Raw genomic sequence first — 13,403 nt, forward strand, 5'->3', positions numbered from 1 at the left:
CCCCGGCGGTTAGCCAGGGCTTGAAATATGGTGCGCTGACCTTCCAGCCAGCATGGTTCGGATGCGCACACTGATGTGCTTTACGAACTGGCAGACTTTTTCGGCGCTGCCACCGTAACGCGATTTTGCCGGATGCCGCGCTTTCGTGCATTCCGAGCCGATGCACCTCATGACCGATTAGCGGCTTTCGTTCCGATAATGCCAATAAAAAAGCTGCCGTGGCATTCACTAAGAACACTTACGGCAGCTTACCTACTTATTATGGGTAAATGGGTATATAGACGTCAAGCACTTTCACGCAAACTCACGCAACATGCCTAATCTTCTCGACACGTTTGCGGCTATTAAGCGCATTTTTGAGTGGGGAATAGAGTAAGTACAGGCTGGCATTGATGATCTGCGCCACTTCCTTTCGACAGGTCTCCTCTGATGGCTTGCGCCATCCCTCCCCCTTGCGGCCACAGACGAACTTGCGGGGTTTTGCAGTGGCATGGTAGTACGATGCAATGGCTCGTTTAGATGACCCGTGAGAGTAGTAGCTGAGCAGAATACCGAACGCCCGCTGGTCAATGCACATGACGGAATCCACGACCTGAGAAATCAACATTCCGTCATCGTCATTGCACATCGGGCGCGACATCACCCGGGAGGGTTCGACGCTCTCCATCCACTGAGCGATCATGCTGCTCATTCGCTTCTCTAGCCTGCCGCTGTACACCCACGCACCCCACAGTTCCAGCCAGTTATTCAGCCAATCGTGCTGGTCTTTCGTCAGATTCAGTTCACGTACCGGCATGTTTTATCCCCATAAGTTTTTCGGTGTTCCGCAGAATGCGGTAATTAATCTCGAACATTCGGCGCGCGCGGAACATCCGCAGGTAGCGCCATTTCTGCCGGAGGTAGTCGGTCATGCTGCCTGCTCCTGCTGTTTTACCAGTGCCCGTAATTTCGCTCTGTAACGCGCCCTGATGGCGTCGAGATCTTCGCGGGTGTATCGGTGAGGGTTGTTGTCTGTTTCGAGCGCTGTGACGCGCTGGAGGCCGATTTTCGCTATCAGGCTGATGCGGTATGGCCCGATGTTGCCGGAGTGATGGATGTTGCAGGCCGAACACTGGCTGTTGCAGTTGTCCTCGTTGAACCGGTGCTGTGATGCCGCTGCCGTCGTCCTGAAGTGGCCGGCGTGGAAGTTGATTGCAGTGGTGCTGCCGCAGCTGATACAGATATTGCCGTCCCGAGCCCTGATGAAGTCGTTAAACGCCCGCTGGGTCATGCTGATCCAGTGGCTTAACGGCTTGGCGTCTGATTTGCGTTTGTTCCACGCCGCACGTGCGGCTTTTTCCTCGCCCTGTTTTTTGCGTACGGTTTGCTGTCTGGCCAGCTGGATGCCGCATTGGGGGGAACAGACGGTTTGCAGGGTGTTACGGGGGAGGAACTTCTCGGGGCATACTCGGCATTTCTTCGGCTTGGGTGGTTTCGGCTTTGTAGCCTTTGTCATCGCGTCCTCCTCATGCGGTTCCACTTCGCCTGGAGAAGACCGTGCAGGTAGTCAAACGTCGGTATCTGGCTGGCGGTGGGCTGGGGTTTTGGTTTGCGCCGGCTGCGGCTGGTAGAGCGGATCATGGCGTGGTCGAGGCACTGCTGGAATCCTGACCTCATGGCTTCCTCCGTTTGTGCTCGCCGAGTTGCCCGCGGTAAATCATCAGCACACCGTTCACGATGGCGTGATGCGTGGCTTGAAAATCACGCGAATATTTTTTGACGGTGGCCCTGTTCGAGTTCAGCTGTCGTGCAGCCTCAGTCTGATTGCCGCGTGTTACAACGAGCAGTTCAGGAATGGTGCTGAGTGTTCCGATCATGGCTTTACCCCGCGAAGTTGATCGAACATGCGAACGGTGCTCACCTGATTTTTATCTGCCAGGCGGCACACTGAATGCGGTCCGGTACCGCGCCGGGTAATGACGCCCCGGTCGCACATACGCCGCAGGCTGGTATGGCTGCCGTTGCGGTTAATGCCGGTCTTCCCGCAGACGTAATCGTGTATTTCTGACGACGGGACATAGCCGGTGCGCTGGCTGAGTAATGCGATGATGTGTTGACGTGCTGTCATGCCGCTCTCCCGTAATGCGCCGCCCAGCGCATGGCACACGACGCATCATCACCGAAGCGCACGTCATGATCTGCACCGAAGGCGCTGATAAGCTCGATTAAGTCCCGCATTTCCCCGACGGTCATCCGGCTCGTTGACTGGCCCAGCACCACGAAACCGCCGTCAATGCCCGGTACCACGTCCTGACGCTTCAGCGCCGCGGTAAACACGTGCTTCCACTCCTCGCTGGTCAGCTTCCGGCCATGCCAGTTGACCTGCTCTGATACGTCGTTCAGGCAGGCCCATAGCTTGGCGTTCTGGTCGAGGGTGCGGGTTCGTTCCTGGATGGTTACTACGAGGGGTGTGTCGGGGTTGGTGGGTAGTTGCCTGATGAACTCTGTGCAGTTCTGCCGTCGCACGTTGTCGATCAGGAAGTAGGTTTGTTTATTCACGTTCAGCCTCCTGTGGCTTTCCTCCGAACAGATTTCAGTAACTGGCACTGCGCGCCACAGCTCTCGCATTTGGCCTGCAGACTTCCTGATCGGGTTTGCTTGAGGCTTCCGCCACACTTCTGGCATCTGACCTCATTGACCCGTTCAGCCATCCGCTGGTTTATTGCATCACCGTTGTTCCGGCGCGGTCGCTTACCAAGTTCATAACCCAGCGCCTTAGCAACACGGCGATATTCTTTGCTGATCCATTTGCCGTCAGGCTCAAGGTGCAGACCATCACCGATCATGTCCCCCAGCCGAATGAGCTGGCGTGACAGGCGCTCCCGATCCTCAGCGAATTGGTTTTTTTCTCTTTCAGCCTGCATCACGATTTCCCCTGCATGCCGTGCTTGCGGCGTAACTCCGCGATTTTATCCAGCCCCTTCTCGTTGCTGAGCGGGCAGGCCAGCACTGGCAGCTGAGCCACCGGCGCACTGATTTTCTCTCCGGCATCCAGCCGACGGGTCATGTTGCGCAGTTCCTTCACGCACTTCTGGCGCAGCTCTGATGCCGTCAGGTTGCCGGAGCGCATCTGCGAGTACAGCGCGGGCACCATCAGCCAGCACTCGTTGCTCTGCCAGGAGAAATGCTCGGGGCCGTCGTACAGTCCGCGGCGCGCGCTGTAATCCATTACCATCGCGTACAGCTCGTCGGCGTCCGGCAGGCCGTATTTGCTGGCCTCACCCTCACGACACCAGGCGACGAACTGCCCGGGCGACGGGAGGAACGGCGTTTCCTGCTGGCGGGCGATCCGCATTCCGGCGTTCACCTGGGCGATGCTGGTGATGCCGTTCTCGGCAAACGCCAGTACCCACTGCCGGCGCAGCTCGTTCAGCTCAGCCTGATCTTTAATCTGCGCCATCATCGCCGGGAATGTCCCTTTCAGCTGGCGCAGCAGCTCGTTGAATATCTCGGCGTCCTGCTTCGTTACCTGCTGCCCTGGCTGCTCAGCCGCGGCGTAAATCCGCTGCAGCGATCGCCCGTCACGGTTCTGGATGGCTGTTGCGATATGTCTCATACCTGTAACCCCTCTGCCCAGTCAGTGTTATCGTAGTCCAGCGCAGGACCGGAGGAGCGCGCGGCACCTCTGCCCTGGCTGCGTTGCGCCACCAGCGTCTGCCACTGCTTGCGCAGCTTTGCAGGGCTCATGACGTTGGTCTGCCAGAAGCCGTCAGCATTGGCCCAGCCGAACACCTCGCAGATTTCGCGGTGGGTGGTGTTCAGCGCGGTGCGCAGCAGGCGGATGTCGTTTGCCCATGCGTACCAGGCTGGCGGCTGGGCAGTGGGTGAAACGGTCAGGACTTTCCCGAACATCCACTCTGCCGCCCGCAGGTCGTCAGCAGTGCCCCACTTCTCGCCTTTTGGTGATTGCGTGGCTGCGTCAGGTCGGAGAGCTGGAAGGGCTGCAGGCGGGTCGTCGGAGAGTTCGCCAGAATTCTCTGACGAATGATCTTTTATTTTGTCTTTAATATTTATGTCTATGGTGTCCCCCTGATTTGAGGGATTGAAATCCCTCATTTTGGGGGATTTTTTATCCCCTGCTTTGAGGGATAATCCCTCGTTTTGAGGGATCGCCCATTCTGAAACGTTTTTGTTAAGCCCAAGCTGCTGCCCGGAAGCCGTTAAGACGTTCATTTTCAACAGCTGTACACGGGTTTCGCTAACCCGCTTAACCGGCAGTTTGGCAATCTCTGAAATCTGGGAGTTCGCTATCCTGTCTCGCGCTTTGTTCCATCCGTAGGTAAGCCGGATTACGGCCAAAATCACCTTGAATTGACGCTTGGTGAAATCGGCCCCGGCCATCTCTTCCAGAATCATCGTTGCCAGCCTGACGTATCCGTCATCAAGGTCAGCCACGCGTTGCTCCACGGCCCGGAGATCGGGCCTTAAGGGTGTTACGTTGTCATAGGCGAGGTTCATGATTCCCCCCGTCTGCGTTGGTGCTGATGCCAGAACGGTATTCAGCGAGAATGCGGTTAATTTCGTCGTCGGTACCATCTGCAAGCGTGATCGTGCCGAAGCCCTCTTCGAAGAGGTACTCAGCATCCACCAGCAGCTCCACCAGGCGACGCGCTTTACGGGCGCTGAATTGCTGCATAGCGGCCGATTTTGTCAGCTTAGACTTACCGGCAGCTTTGGCCTTTGCCAGCCCTGCAGCAGCGACTGAGCCAGCCTTGACGCCATGCTCGCGTGACAGTGCCACCGCAGTGGTTGCGGCCACTTCTCCAGCTGCGACCATGCCGATCAGCACCTCACCAGATGAAAGCAGTTGCAGGTGGTCTTCCACGTCAGCAACCGAACGGCCAAACGCCCTGGCGATTTCCGCTGAGGTATGACCCTGGTTGCGGGCACGGTTGTACGCACCGGCGCGCTGAATTGGCGTGATCGGCTTGCCCTGTGACGATTTCGCCATGTGGGCCAGCTTATCCAGTTCGGTGCCAACGAAGTCTTTGCACTCGATACGCGGGATGCTGTGGCCCATAGCGATAGCCAGCTGCGCGCCGATAAAGCGGTGCTGGCCGTCGATCACCTTGATGCCCTTCTCCGTCACTTCAACCGACAGCGGCGGCAGATCAGACCCGTCAATCCAGCAGTCACGCATGTATTCGGCGTGCTCCTTGTCAACGGAACGGATGTTGCTGCCCTCTTCCAGGTAAAGCTCCTCGATCGGCACGCTGAAGGTCTTTTTCGTGGTCGTACCGCTGCCGTTTTTCTTCCGGTTGTTGTAAAGCTGGGAAAGCGTTGTCATAATTACTCCTGTGAATTGATCCAGTCTTTTCGCAATCAGGCCTCGAAGCTGTAACCGCAGCTCGGGGCTTTTTCTTTGGTCATTACCGCCTCTACCGCCTGGCGCGCCACTTCGGCGATCAGGCTGGTCTCCCACACCTTTTCCAGCAGCACGAACACCGTCGCCATATCGCGCAGGTTCAGGCGGCTTACCTTCGATTCGTGCCAGCCAGCTTCAGCAGCCAGAACGCGCTGCCCTTTGTGGGTCAGGCGTGAGCGCAGTTCGGTTTCCACCTGGTTAATCAACTTGCTGTTGTTTGCAGTTTCCATAGTTAACACTTGTCCTTATTGATTAATGATTTAGACGTGACAAAGCCGTAGCTAGAGCCACGTGTAGTAATGGTTTTTTATGAGATTTCGCTTTTCAGCGACGTAGGCGGGTGCCGTTTTAAGGTGGGGGTGGTCTGTTAATCAAGCAGCGACGCGGCGGTAAGCTGCCTCATGATATTTCAGTGCTCCATCAGTCACACATTGGAGCCTGTAGGCGTCTTTCTCAGGGATAACCTCTTTCCACTGGGAAACCGCTGAGTCGCTAATGCGTAGTGCCTTAGCAACCGCACGCTGGCTCCCGAAGTGGGCGATGACTTCAGTCTTCTTCATGTCCACGTCCTTTTATTAAGTAGTCTTAAATTATTCAGCAAAAGGATTCTTAAGTCAACTGATCTTAAGATGTCTTAACTATGAAAAATGAAACCATCGGAATGCGCATCCGCACGCGCAGAAAAGAGTTGCGGCTGACACAGGCTAAATTGGGCGCAAAAATCGGCGTCCAGGGTGGTTCTATCTCGCAATGGGAAGATGACAAGACAAAACCGACAGGGGAGAATTTGCTTTCTTTGGCGAAAGCGTTGCAGTGCGCGCCAGAATACATTCAGTACGGCGAGAGCTCTTTTTCTAACGTTGAGCCCGCCGCACCTGACTCGCAGCTGATACCGATTATCAGCTACGTTCAGGCGGGAGAATGGACCGCAGAGTCCACTTTAAGAAACCTGGAAGGTGAAGTGGATTACTTACAGACTAACATTGACGTGTCTGATTCCGCGTTTACTTTGATTATTCGCGGCCGATCGATGGAGCCGGATTTTCATGAAGGTGATGCGGTTGTTATCGACCCAAACGTCTACCCGCTACCGGGTGACTTCGTAGTAGCAAAAAACGGCGAAGATGAAGCGCTTTTCAAAAAATTCAGGCCGAGGGGCATCATTGACGGAAAAGAAGTTTTTGAGCTTGTTCCGCTAAATGAAGACTGGCCTACCCTGCGCTCAGACACCTCTCCGATCCGCATAGTCGGTACAATGATGGAGCATCGAAAGTACCGCCGCCGCCGCTAGAGCACCCCCCTATTAAGAGAAGCCCGCATTGCGGGTTTTTTTTCGTCTTTATTTTCATGCTCTTAAGTTTTTACACGCCTTGAATCTTAAGTTTTCTAAAAATAACACTTGCGCCAATTCTTAAGAAGACTTAAATTTAACTCCACAGCAAGGAGCTGGAGCAATACGAAACGGAGATCAGCAGTACCTACAACGGTGACGGATCACCTACGTGGCTGAAAAGCCAGATTAGTACCAAAGCGTGAGTTTTGGGATTGGATGGATGCGCAGGCTGATGCGCGATAAGGCAGCGGCACCCATACCGGCAATGATTTCAGCCGGATGTGAGCGTGGCGGACACGGCTCAGGCTATGAACAAGCTGCCGAATTCCGAAAGCCGGAGATCAGCACCGGCCATCCAATCACCAAAATTCACTCAGGAGGTATCTATGACACGCAGAACGGCATTTGCAGGTTCCGCAGCTGGCCGCCGCCGTGAGCGTCGCGCTCACCTGCAGAGTGAGGTCAGCATCAGCTCAGAAGTGTTGCACCGCCCTACTCCAAGCCGGGTAACGCTCAGCTTAAAGCGCGCTGACTACACGCCATCAACCCTTAATGCGGTGGCAACCAAAGCGGCTAAGCAGGTGAAGGAGTATCGAAACCAGATCATCCGCGCCACCTACCTGTTTAACCATGAGTTCAACCGTAAACCGGTGCTGGAAGGTGCGATGTGCCTGCCCGAGGTAGCGATATTCGCAGCCGGGCATCGTAAATCAGAATCAGTAACAGCGAGGTGAGAATGGAAAACTTGAATGATGATTTTAGGAAAGTTGTGCAGGAGCTGGCAACCGAGGAAGGAATCAGCTTTAGTGAGGCAATAGATGCAGCAATAAATACGCTGAAACAAGAAGTTCAGCGTAGAAAGAGTTTCAAACTCTCAGAGCCTGGAGGTCAAGGGGAAGGCTTTTCAGGAGGGTGGATAGAGAAAGGCAGACCAGTCACCAAATGAACAAGCGAAAATAGATGCTGCCTTTGTTGAAAGTGGATCTGCAACTTTTTTAACGGAGTTTTTTACGACCTCAGCACTGTCACTAAAAGAACCAAAATAGGTTCCAGTGGGAAGGCTGTAACTAGCGTTATTGAAAAGGATTTCTTTTGAAAATCCCAGCGCTTTCATTTTTTCGTATAAGGCATCGTAGCGTTCTGAATCAGCACCATAAAGCTCTACACGCACGAGAAAATTAGCCATGACTGCATTCCTTTCATTGTCTGTGGAATGAGCAACTTATCAGTTTCCTTTGTCTGTGGAAAGCAGGGAAACCACGCGCCGGGCGTGGCTAAACATCCCGGCATTCATATCAATCAGGTCGCTCATGCGGCCTTTTTTATTGGAGCACACCATGAGCTATCGGGGTCGTGTATGGCTGGCGATGTTGGTTATCTGCTGCCTGTTTTGGTGGGGTGTGGGGATGGGTGTTTATTGGGGGATTTATGGGGCAGGAATTTGAATATTTCGTTATGGACGCACGAGCCAGATTTGATACTGAGCGTGCAGCAGTTTTCGAAGCGCTGGGAAGAACGCTGCTGCAGGTATGGAAGTTGAGGCGAGACTGGGGCGGCATGGACGCGGTTCTGGTAAGAGCACCGGTGCTATCTGATTTGACGGACGGGGGCAGCTCTTGTGGTGATTTTGAGTATATCCATGACATTGAGTGACACCGCAATGCCGTTATACGTGACGGCATTGCGCTGTTAGCCATCCATGAGTGAAGTTATTCGCCCTCTCCGGAGGGCTTTTTTATGCCCTGAGTAAGGAGAGGAAATGAGCGAAGTAACGGACTTAACGGTGCTGGAGATTAAGCCTGAACAGGCTCCAGTGCTGTATGTGGCAAACGGGCTTGATCAGTATCTGGAGCTGATTCGCCAGATGGCGAACGAAGTGCCAGACCTTACCACGGCGAAAGGCCGCGCCCGGGTGGCGTCACTGTCGGCTCAGGTATCGCGCAGCAAGACCCTGATCGAAAAACCGGGCCGTGAGTATCTCAAACACCTGAAAGAGGCCGTTAAGCCCGCTGAGGCGGAATTACGGCGCTTTGTGACCGAGTGCGACAACCTCCGCGATGAAGTCCGCCGGCCGCTGACCGAGTGGGAGGACGAGCAGGAACGCATCAAAGCCGATCAGCAGATGCTGGACTGGCACACCGAAGCACTGGCGGATAACGAGCTGTGGGATAAGGCGCTGGCCGACCGCTTCGAATCCGATCACGAAATTGCCCTGCTGCTGAACGATAAGTTCGACCGGGATGCAGCCGAGAAGAAAGCGGAGGCCGAGCGCCAGCGCGTTGCCCATGAGCAGGAAATAGCACGTCAGGCAGCAGAGCAGGCCCGCAAGGAAGCCGAAGAGGCACAGCGCATCGAGCGTGAAGCAGCTGCCCGCCGTGAGGCTGATTTGAGAGCGCAGGCAGAACAGGCTGAACGTGAAGCCCGCGAAGCGCTGGAGCGCACCGCCCTGCTGGCGCAGCAGGCGCGTGAGCAGGCTGAGTGTGAGAAGCAGGAAGCTATCGCCGCCGAACGTCTTCGCGCTGAACAGGCCGAAGCTGCACGCCTGGCGGAAGAAAAGCGGATCGCCGATGAAGCAGCTGAGCGTGCAGCGAACGAAACGCACCGTAAGCAGATCGGCACCGCGGTGGTAAACGCCCTGATGTCGAATGCCGGACTAAACCGAGAGCAGGCTATCGCCACCCTGACAGCCCTGAAAGACAACCGCATCCCGCACGCCAGCATTACCTACTAATTCAAACTGAGGAATCACCCATGCAATTAGCAACTGCAGGGGCTGCCCGCGTGGGTGGCTCCGGCTTTGACGCGTTTAAATCTATCCAGTTTCACCCTGCCAACATACTGACCGGCGCCAGCTTTTCGCCGCCGCCACCGAAATCACCGTGGCAGCGCCTAATTGAGTTCCTGAACCGGAGGATACAGCCATGAGGCGATTCCTGAATTTTGACCGCGTTGAGCAGATGCGCAACGACGGCGCTGCAGCTGAGGCTCGGCGCAAAGAATGGATTCGCGACAAAGCGGATAAGCTCGCCCGCCAGTTCCCGGAGTGCGCGATGGACTTTTATCGCACCTCCCTGGCCCTGTCCCCCTACGACGTCGGCCTGAACACCGACAAAGCACAGGATGCCTACGCGGCATTCGTCGAAACGGTCTGCCTGGCTCAGGCGGAGAAACTTTACAGCGATAAATATTTTTTAGGTGAGGTGGCCTGATGGAACCCGGACTGTATCTGGATATCAGCAACGAAGATTATCACGCTGGCGCTGGCGTCAGTAAATCACAGCTGGACGACATCGCCACAAACCCGGCGATCTTCAAATGGCGCAAAGCTGCCCCGGTCGATACCGAAAAGCTGAAAGCGCTGGACATGGGCACCGCCCTGCACTGCCTGCTGCTTGAGCCGCTGGAGTTCGATAAACGCTTTATTGTTGCGCCTGAATTCAACCGTCGCACCAACGCCGGGAAAGAGGATGAAGCGCGTTTCCTGAAAGACTGTGAAGGCCTCGGCATGACGGTGATGGACGCCGAGCAGGGTCGAAAGCTAAAACTGATGCGTGAGAGCGCGCTGGCGCACCCGGCAGCCCGGTGGTTGCTGGAAGCAGACGGCCACTGTGAAGGTTCCATTTACTGGAAGGATGCCGAAACCGAAGAGCTGTGCCGCATCCGGCCAGACAAATTCCTGACTGGTCAGCCGATCATCGTCGACGTGAAAAAAGTGGCCGACATGGATCGCTTCCCGCGCCACATCGAAGAGTTCCGCTATCACATGCAGGATGCCATGTACCGCGAAGGATACCTGCGGCACTTCGGCGAAGACCCGATGTTTATTTTCCTCTGCGTGAGCGAAACCATCGACTGCGGTCGCTACCCGGTGCGCACTTTCCAAATCAAACCGGAAGATACCGACGCGGGTTATGAGCTGTTCCGCAGCAGCCTGAACACCTATCACGAATGCCGGGTCAGCGACAGCTGGGGCGGTATCGAAGAAATCACCCGCCCCGCCTGGGCGAAGAAAAAGGACTGATTATGACCATCGAGATCACCCATCACAGCCAGGGCGAAGCCGACACGAAAGCGGCTATCTTCAGCCCGTCCGGCCTGCAGAAGCTGCAGGCATTTGCTGAAATCATGGCCCAGGGCAAAGCTACCGTTCCGGTACACCTTTCTGGCAAGCCAGCTGATTGCCTGGCTATCGCGCTGCAGGCGGCGCAGTGGGGAATGAATCCCTACGCCGTGGCGCAGAAAACCCATCTGGTCAACGGCACGCTTGGTTACGAGGCGCAGCTGGTGAATGCGGTGATCACCAGCTCCACCGCTGTGCAGGGGCGCTTCAAGTATGAGTACGGCGGCAGCTGGGAAACCTTCCGGCCCGGCGACAAAAACGCGAGTGGTGAAAAAGGCCTGTGCGTTCGTGTGGGCGCAGTGCTGCGCGGTGAAACGGAAATCACCTGGGGCGAATGGCTTTACATGGAGTTCGTCACCACCCGTAACTCCCCGCTCTGGAAAACGGCACCGAAGCAGCAGCTGGCTTATCTGGCAGTAAAATACTGGGCGCGTCTGTACTGCCCTGACGTCATTCTTGGCGTCTACACCCCGGACGAGTTCGAACAGCAGCGTTCCGAACGCGATGTCACACCTGCGCGCACCCGGCAGGACCTCAACAATCTGATCAACCAGAAGCCAGCCGAAAAGGATGTGGTCGGCACGACCACCGAATCAGTGCCCGTTGAATCCCGATCGCTGGATGAGCTGCTGGCCGATTTTACCGTGGCTGCAGGCAATGCAAAGAGCACAGCTGATCTGGATAAGGCCTACCGTTACGCCGCCCATAAACTGGCTGCAAACACCGACCTTCTGGACAAGGCCACCGACATTTACAACATCCGCACCGATGAAATGACCGCGGCGGAGTAACCGAAATTCACCTGCCGGCCGCCTGGTCGGCACTGGCTGACTACGGTCGGCGGGAGAGAGAAATGACCGAAAAATACTACGTGGCCGGCTGCGTTGATAACGGCCTGGATGTTGATCAGGTTGAAGACCAGGACGCTGAGTTCTGGACCTTGTATGCGCGGGAGGCGAACGGCGAGAGTGAGTGGCTTGCAGACTTTTCCGACCGCAGTAGCGCCGAGGCGGTTATGGCCGTTTACGCTGAGCGTGACGCGCTGAGTGAGCAGGTGCGGGTGCTGGCGCTGCAAGACTCACCCGGCAAGGTTTACCAGATACGTAAGCTCGACGGCAGCGAAGAGTGGCAGCAGTGGGAAGAGGTCGATGAAGGTGAGTATCACGCCAGCGTCAGCAGTGAGGGGTGGGAGCACCGTATTCTGTTCGGCTTGCCGGGAGGTTGTGATGGCTAAATCCCCCGCCGAACGCAAAGCCGCGCAGCGCGCCCGACAGTCGGCCAGCGGCACCCGGAAACTTGAGCTGCAGCTCGACCAGCAGGAGATGGTAATGCTGGAGCATAACTGCGCCACCCGGCGGCCCGGCCGCGAACCGTATGAGCTGAGCGAGTACTTGACCATGCTGATCCGCAGAGACAACGCAGAGCTGCAAGACCTACTAAAAATGGTAGGTAACTGCGGCAAATGTGGCGACAAAGCACCGGTTATCAGCTGTCCGTGCGCCGGCGACTCGGCGTGCTGGGTAACAAACGGGTGGCAGGGGTTGAAACTAGTGATATAACTATTGTGACATGTCACGACAGTTAAAATAGGGACTAATTAGATGAGCAAAAAAGTTATAGCGTTCTTACCGCATGACAAGGTAGAGGTTTTTTTCGTTGAGGAAAACTTAAATTATCTTACGATAAATATCGGTGGTGAGAATGGCAGCATTTCAAGTATGGGAATGCCTATTGAAAAGTATACTCTCGGTGAAAAATATCATTATATTGCTCTCTGCCACTCAAATATCCCCACCGAAAATATAGAAAAAGAGCTCATAAAACACTGATAGTTAGAGATTCATACCGCCGCCAAATTGGCGGTTTTTTTTGCCCTCTCCCCATGAAAACAAGACTCCGGCGGCACTTCTCCCGCCACCAAATCTTCTATGCCAGCATCCGCCCGGCGGCCGTGCTGATCCTGCTGCTTATCGCGGCGTTAACTGCAGAGCTGTATCTCTGACAAGGTGAGGTCATGCAAACTCAGATCCCCGCGGGAAAGCGTACTGGGACGGCCGGCAGGTCACATGCCGCTGTTCCGCGTATGATTTTCCGCACCGGTTCAGCGGTGGCCGGTGCAATGGCTACGCCATGGCGAAAAACTGCTTTGAGAACCGCCTCCGCTGCATGAACTGCAACTGCCTGCACGCTGGCGGGTGTGACGTAATGAACGAGACTGAAAGCCCCTTCGAATGCCCCTACGTGCTGGATTTTTGCACCTACTACCAAATCAAACTCTCCTGACCGGCCTGAAATAGCTGGCTGTCGAGGCAAACAATTATGACAACCGATCACCTAAAGAGCTCAGTGAGTTCGGATTCCCCACGTAGAAATGAAAGTCAATGCATAGACGTGGTCAGCTTCTCAGGAGGAAGAACCTCTGGCCGGCTTGTTTATGAGATGGAAAAGCGTCGCTCTGCTGGTCAACTGGTTGAATACATCTTTCTGGATACTGGTGCAGAACATCCAAAAACCTATGAATTCATAAGAAATATCGTCAAATACTG

25 protein-coding genes are annotated in these 13,403 nt (G+C 55.3%); 11 read left to right on the top strand and 14 right to left on the bottom strand.

Annotated features, from left to right (window positions below; all coding sequences use genetic code 11):
* Window positions 1–304: 304 nt before the first annotated feature.
* The 13 genes from GKQ23_RS13775 to GKQ23_RS13830 form a co-directional block, all read right to left on the bottom strand.
* On the bottom strand, window positions 305–796 hold the full coding sequence (locus GKQ23_RS13775; RefSeq protein WP_056242288.1) for an antiterminator Q family protein: 492 nt from the start codon (window positions 794–796) through the stop codon (window positions 305–307).
* A complete protein-coding gene (locus GKQ23_RS24080) occupies window positions 783–911 on the bottom strand; it encodes a hypothetical protein (protein WP_256442789.1) in 129 nt (42 codons plus the stop codon). The genes GKQ23_RS13775 and GKQ23_RS24080 overlap by 14 nt, the downstream gene beginning before the upstream one ends.
* Window positions 908–1,495 (bottom strand): recombination protein NinG, encoded by a 588-nt coding sequence (locus tag GKQ23_RS13780; RefSeq protein ID WP_212408549.1) that lies wholly within the window; start codon window positions 1,493–1,495, stop codon window positions 908–910. The genes GKQ23_RS24080 and GKQ23_RS13780 overlap by 4 nt, the downstream gene beginning before the upstream one ends.
* Complete coding sequence (locus GKQ23_RS13785; protein WP_212408550.1) at window positions 1,492–1,656, bottom strand: NinE family protein; 165 nt, start codon at window positions 1,654–1,656, stop codon at window positions 1,492–1,494. Before GKQ23_RS13785 ends, GKQ23_RS13780 begins: the two co-directional genes overlap by 4 nt.
* Window positions 1,653–1,856 carry a protein ninH gene (locus tag GKQ23_RS13790; protein WP_212408551.1) on the bottom strand — a complete coding sequence of 68 codons (204 nt, stop codon included), beginning with the start codon at window positions 1,854–1,856 and terminating at the stop codon, window positions 1,653–1,655. Before GKQ23_RS13790 ends, GKQ23_RS13785 begins: the two co-directional genes overlap by 4 nt.
* Window positions 1,853–2,107, bottom strand: coding sequence for a hypothetical protein (locus tag GKQ23_RS13795; protein WP_212408552.1), 255 nt, complete (start codon window positions 2,105–2,107; stop codon window positions 1,853–1,855). Before GKQ23_RS13795 ends, GKQ23_RS13790 begins: the two co-directional genes overlap by 4 nt.
* Window positions 2,104–2,538, bottom strand: coding sequence for a recombination protein NinB (locus GKQ23_RS13800; RefSeq protein WP_212408553.1), 435 nt, complete (start codon window positions 2,536–2,538; stop codon window positions 2,104–2,106). The genes GKQ23_RS13795 and GKQ23_RS13800 overlap by 4 nt, the downstream gene beginning before the upstream one ends.
* A 2-nt stretch (window positions 2,539–2,540) precedes the next feature.
* A complete protein-coding gene (locus GKQ23_RS13805) occupies window positions 2,541–2,903 on the bottom strand; it encodes a hypothetical protein (protein WP_212411805.1) in 363 nt (120 codons plus the stop codon).
* Window positions 2,903–3,595, bottom strand: coding sequence for a replication protein P (locus GKQ23_RS13810; protein ID WP_212408554.1), 693 nt, complete (start codon window positions 3,593–3,595; stop codon window positions 2,903–2,905). Before GKQ23_RS13810 ends, GKQ23_RS13805 begins: the two co-directional genes overlap by 1 nt.
* Window positions 3,592–4,497, bottom strand: a complete 906-nt coding sequence (locus GKQ23_RS13815; RefSeq protein WP_212408555.1) for a replication protein — start codon at window positions 4,495–4,497, stop codon at window positions 3,592–3,594. Before GKQ23_RS13815 ends, GKQ23_RS13810 begins: the two co-directional genes overlap by 4 nt.
* Window positions 4,481–5,326 carry a DNA-binding protein gene (locus tag GKQ23_RS13820; protein WP_212408556.1) on the bottom strand — a complete coding sequence of 282 codons (846 nt, stop codon included), beginning with the start codon at window positions 5,324–5,326 and terminating at the stop codon, window positions 4,481–4,483. Before GKQ23_RS13820 ends, GKQ23_RS13815 begins: the two co-directional genes overlap by 17 nt.
* Before the next feature lie 35 nt (window positions 5,327–5,361).
* Window positions 5,362–5,634 (bottom strand): CII family transcriptional regulator, encoded by a 273-nt coding sequence (locus GKQ23_RS13825; protein ID WP_212408557.1) that lies wholly within the window; start codon window positions 5,632–5,634, stop codon window positions 5,362–5,364.
* Between the two features lie 141 nt (window positions 5,635–5,775).
* Window positions 5,776–5,964, bottom strand: coding sequence for a Cro/CI family transcriptional regulator (locus GKQ23_RS13830; protein WP_212408558.1), 189 nt, complete (start codon window positions 5,962–5,964; stop codon window positions 5,776–5,778).
* Window positions 5,965–6,044: 80 nt separating this feature from the next.
* Here GKQ23_RS13830 and GKQ23_RS13835 point away from each other — a divergent pair, with 80 nt between their 5' ends.
* Both GKQ23_RS13835 and GKQ23_RS13840 read left to right on the top strand, forming a co-directional pair.
* Window positions 6,045–6,695, top strand: coding sequence for a LexA family transcriptional regulator (locus GKQ23_RS13835; protein WP_212408559.1), 651 nt, complete (start codon window positions 6,045–6,047; stop codon window positions 6,693–6,695).
* Window positions 6,696–7,123: 428 nt separating this feature from the next.
* Window positions 7,124–7,471, top strand: coding sequence for an antitermination protein (locus GKQ23_RS13840; RefSeq protein ID WP_212411807.1), 348 nt, complete (start codon window positions 7,124–7,126; stop codon window positions 7,469–7,471).
* A gap of 170 nt (window positions 7,472–7,641) precedes the next feature.
* Here the strand turns inward: GKQ23_RS13840 and GKQ23_RS13845 are convergent, their stop codons facing one another.
* Complete coding sequence (locus GKQ23_RS13845) at window positions 7,642–7,923, bottom strand: hypothetical protein (protein ID WP_212408560.1); 282 nt, start codon at window positions 7,921–7,923, stop codon at window positions 7,642–7,644.
* Window positions 7,924–7,950: 27 nt separating this feature from the next.
* Between GKQ23_RS13845 and GKQ23_RS13850 the strand changes: the two genes are divergently transcribed.
* The 9 genes from GKQ23_RS13850 (at window position 7,951) to GKQ23_RS13890 (ending at window position 12,686) form a co-directional block, all read left to right on the top strand.
* Entirely contained in the window at window positions 7,951–8,277 is a 327-nt protein-coding gene (locus GKQ23_RS13850; protein ID WP_212408561.1) for a hypothetical protein, read from the top strand.
* A 219-nt stretch (window positions 8,278–8,496) separates the two neighbouring features.
* Complete coding sequence (locus GKQ23_RS13855) at window positions 8,497–9,468, top strand: hypothetical protein (RefSeq protein WP_212408562.1); 972 nt, start codon at window positions 8,497–8,499, stop codon at window positions 9,466–9,468.
* Window positions 9,469–9,488: 20 nt separating this feature from the next.
* A complete protein-coding gene (locus GKQ23_RS13860; RefSeq protein ID WP_212408563.1) occupies window positions 9,489–9,662 on the top strand; it encodes a hypothetical protein in 174 nt (57 codons plus the stop codon).
* Window positions 9,659–9,946 (top strand): host nuclease inhibitor GamL, encoded by a 288-nt coding sequence (gene gamL / locus GKQ23_RS13865; RefSeq protein WP_212408564.1) that lies wholly within the window; start codon window positions 9,659–9,661, stop codon window positions 9,944–9,946. The genes GKQ23_RS13860 and gamL overlap by 4 nt, the downstream gene beginning before the upstream one ends.
* The gene (locus GKQ23_RS13870) at window positions 9,946–10,758 is read left to right on the top strand and encodes a PD-(D/E)XK nuclease-like domain-containing protein (RefSeq protein WP_212408565.1); all 813 of its coding nucleotides are present in this window, start codon (window positions 9,946–9,948) and stop codon (window positions 10,756–10,758) included. Before gamL ends, GKQ23_RS13870 begins: the two co-directional genes overlap by 1 nt.
* 2 nt (window positions 10,759–10,760) lie before the next feature.
* Window positions 10,761–11,648, top strand: a complete 888-nt coding sequence (locus tag GKQ23_RS13875; RefSeq protein WP_212408566.1) for a RecT family recombinase — start codon at window positions 10,761–10,763, stop codon at window positions 11,646–11,648.
* Between the two features lie 62 nt (window positions 11,649–11,710).
* Window positions 11,711–12,091, top strand: coding sequence for a hypothetical protein (locus tag GKQ23_RS13880; RefSeq protein WP_212408567.1), 381 nt, complete (start codon window positions 11,711–11,713; stop codon window positions 12,089–12,091).
* Window positions 12,084–12,416 (top strand): hypothetical protein, encoded by a 333-nt coding sequence (locus GKQ23_RS13885; protein ID WP_212408568.1) that lies wholly within the window; start codon window positions 12,084–12,086, stop codon window positions 12,414–12,416. The genes GKQ23_RS13880 and GKQ23_RS13885 overlap by 8 nt, the downstream gene beginning before the upstream one ends.
* Before the next feature lie 42 nt (window positions 12,417–12,458).
* Window positions 12,459–12,686: a hypothetical protein gene (locus GKQ23_RS13890; RefSeq protein WP_056242198.1), complete on the top strand. Its 228-nt coding sequence runs from the start codon at window positions 12,459–12,461 to the stop codon at window positions 12,684–12,686.
* The last annotated feature ends 717 nt before the right edge of the window (window positions 12,687–13,403 follow it).

The sequence above is a fragment of the Erwinia sp. E602 genome, assembly GCF_018141005.1.
GTDB lineage: Bacteria > Pseudomonadota > Gammaproteobacteria > Enterobacterales > Enterobacteriaceae > Erwinia.

Coding starts and splice junctions, on each gene's coding strand:
- GKQ23_RS13885 (WP_212408568.1), top strand. CDS start 12,084: ATGGCTAAATCCCCCGCCGAACGCAAAGCCGCGCAGCGCGCCCGACAG.
- GKQ23_RS13790 (WP_212408551.1), bottom strand. CDS start 1,856: ATGATCGGAACACTCAGCACCATTCCTGAACTGCTCGTTGTAACACGC.
- GKQ23_RS13805 (WP_212411805.1), bottom strand. CDS start 2,903: ATGCAGGCTGAAAGAGAAAAAAACCAATTCGCTGAGGATCGGGAGCGC.
- GKQ23_RS13875 (WP_212408566.1), top strand. CDS start 10,761: ATGACCATCGAGATCACCCATCACAGCCAGGGCGAAGCCGACACGAAA.
- GKQ23_RS13835 (WP_212408559.1), top strand. CDS start 6,045: ATGAAAAATGAAACCATCGGAATGCGCATCCGCACGCGCAGAAAAGAG.
- GKQ23_RS13860 (WP_212408563.1), top strand. CDS start 9,489: ATGCAATTAGCAACTGCAGGGGCTGCCCGCGTGGGTGGCTCCGGCTTT.
- GKQ23_RS13850 (WP_212408561.1), top strand. CDS start 7,951: ATGAGCAACTTATCAGTTTCCTTTGTCTGTGGAAAGCAGGGAAACCAC.
- GKQ23_RS13870 (WP_212408565.1), top strand. CDS start 9,946: ATGGAACCCGGACTGTATCTGGATATCAGCAACGAAGATTATCACGCT.
- GKQ23_RS13830 (WP_212408558.1), bottom strand. CDS start 5,964: ATGAAGAAGACTGAAGTCATCGCCCACTTCGGGAGCCAGCGTGCGGTT.
- GKQ23_RS13880 (WP_212408567.1), top strand. CDS start 11,711: ATGACCGAAAAATACTACGTGGCCGGCTGCGTTGATAACGGCCTGGAT.
- GKQ23_RS13785 (WP_212408550.1), bottom strand. CDS start 1,656: ATGAGGTCAGGATTCCAGCAGTGCCTCGACCACGCCATGATCCGCTCT.
- GKQ23_RS13795 (WP_212408552.1), bottom strand. CDS start 2,107: ATGACAGCACGTCAACACATCATCGCATTACTCAGCCAGCGCACCGGC.
- GKQ23_RS13825 (WP_212408557.1), bottom strand. CDS start 5,634: ATGGAAACTGCAAACAACAGCAAGTTGATTAACCAGGTGGAAACCGAA.
- gamL (WP_212408564.1), top strand. CDS start 9,659: ATGAGGCGATTCCTGAATTTTGACCGCGTTGAGCAGATGCGCAACGAC.
- GKQ23_RS24080 (WP_256442789.1), bottom strand. CDS start 911: ATGACCGACTACCTCCGGCAGAAATGGCGCTACCTGCGGATGTTCCGC.
- GKQ23_RS13815 (WP_212408555.1), bottom strand. CDS start 4,497: ATGAACCTCGCCTATGACAACGTAACACCCTTAAGGCCCGATCTCCGG.
- GKQ23_RS13890 (WP_056242198.1), top strand. CDS start 12,459: ATGAGCAAAAAAGTTATAGCGTTCTTACCGCATGACAAGGTAGAGGTT.
- GKQ23_RS13820 (WP_212408556.1), bottom strand. CDS start 5,326: ATGACAACGCTTTCCCAGCTTTACAACAACCGGAAGAAAAACGGCAGC.
- GKQ23_RS13855 (WP_212408562.1), top strand. CDS start 8,497: ATGAGCGAAGTAACGGACTTAACGGTGCTGGAGATTAAGCCTGAACAG.
- GKQ23_RS13845 (WP_212408560.1), bottom strand. CDS start 7,923: ATGGCTAATTTTCTCGTGCGTGTAGAGCTTTATGGTGCTGATTCAGAA.
- GKQ23_RS13810 (WP_212408554.1), bottom strand. CDS start 3,595: ATGAGACATATCGCAACAGCCATCCAGAACCGTGACGGGCGATCGCTG.
- GKQ23_RS13840 (WP_212411807.1), top strand. CDS start 7,124: ATGACACGCAGAACGGCATTTGCAGGTTCCGCAGCTGGCCGCCGCCGT.
- GKQ23_RS13780 (WP_212408549.1), bottom strand. CDS start 1,495: ATGACAAAGGCTACAAAGCCGAAACCACCCAAGCCGAAGAAATGCCGA.
- GKQ23_RS13775 (WP_056242288.1), bottom strand. CDS start 796: ATGCCGGTACGTGAACTGAATCTGACGAAAGACCAGCACGATTGGCTG.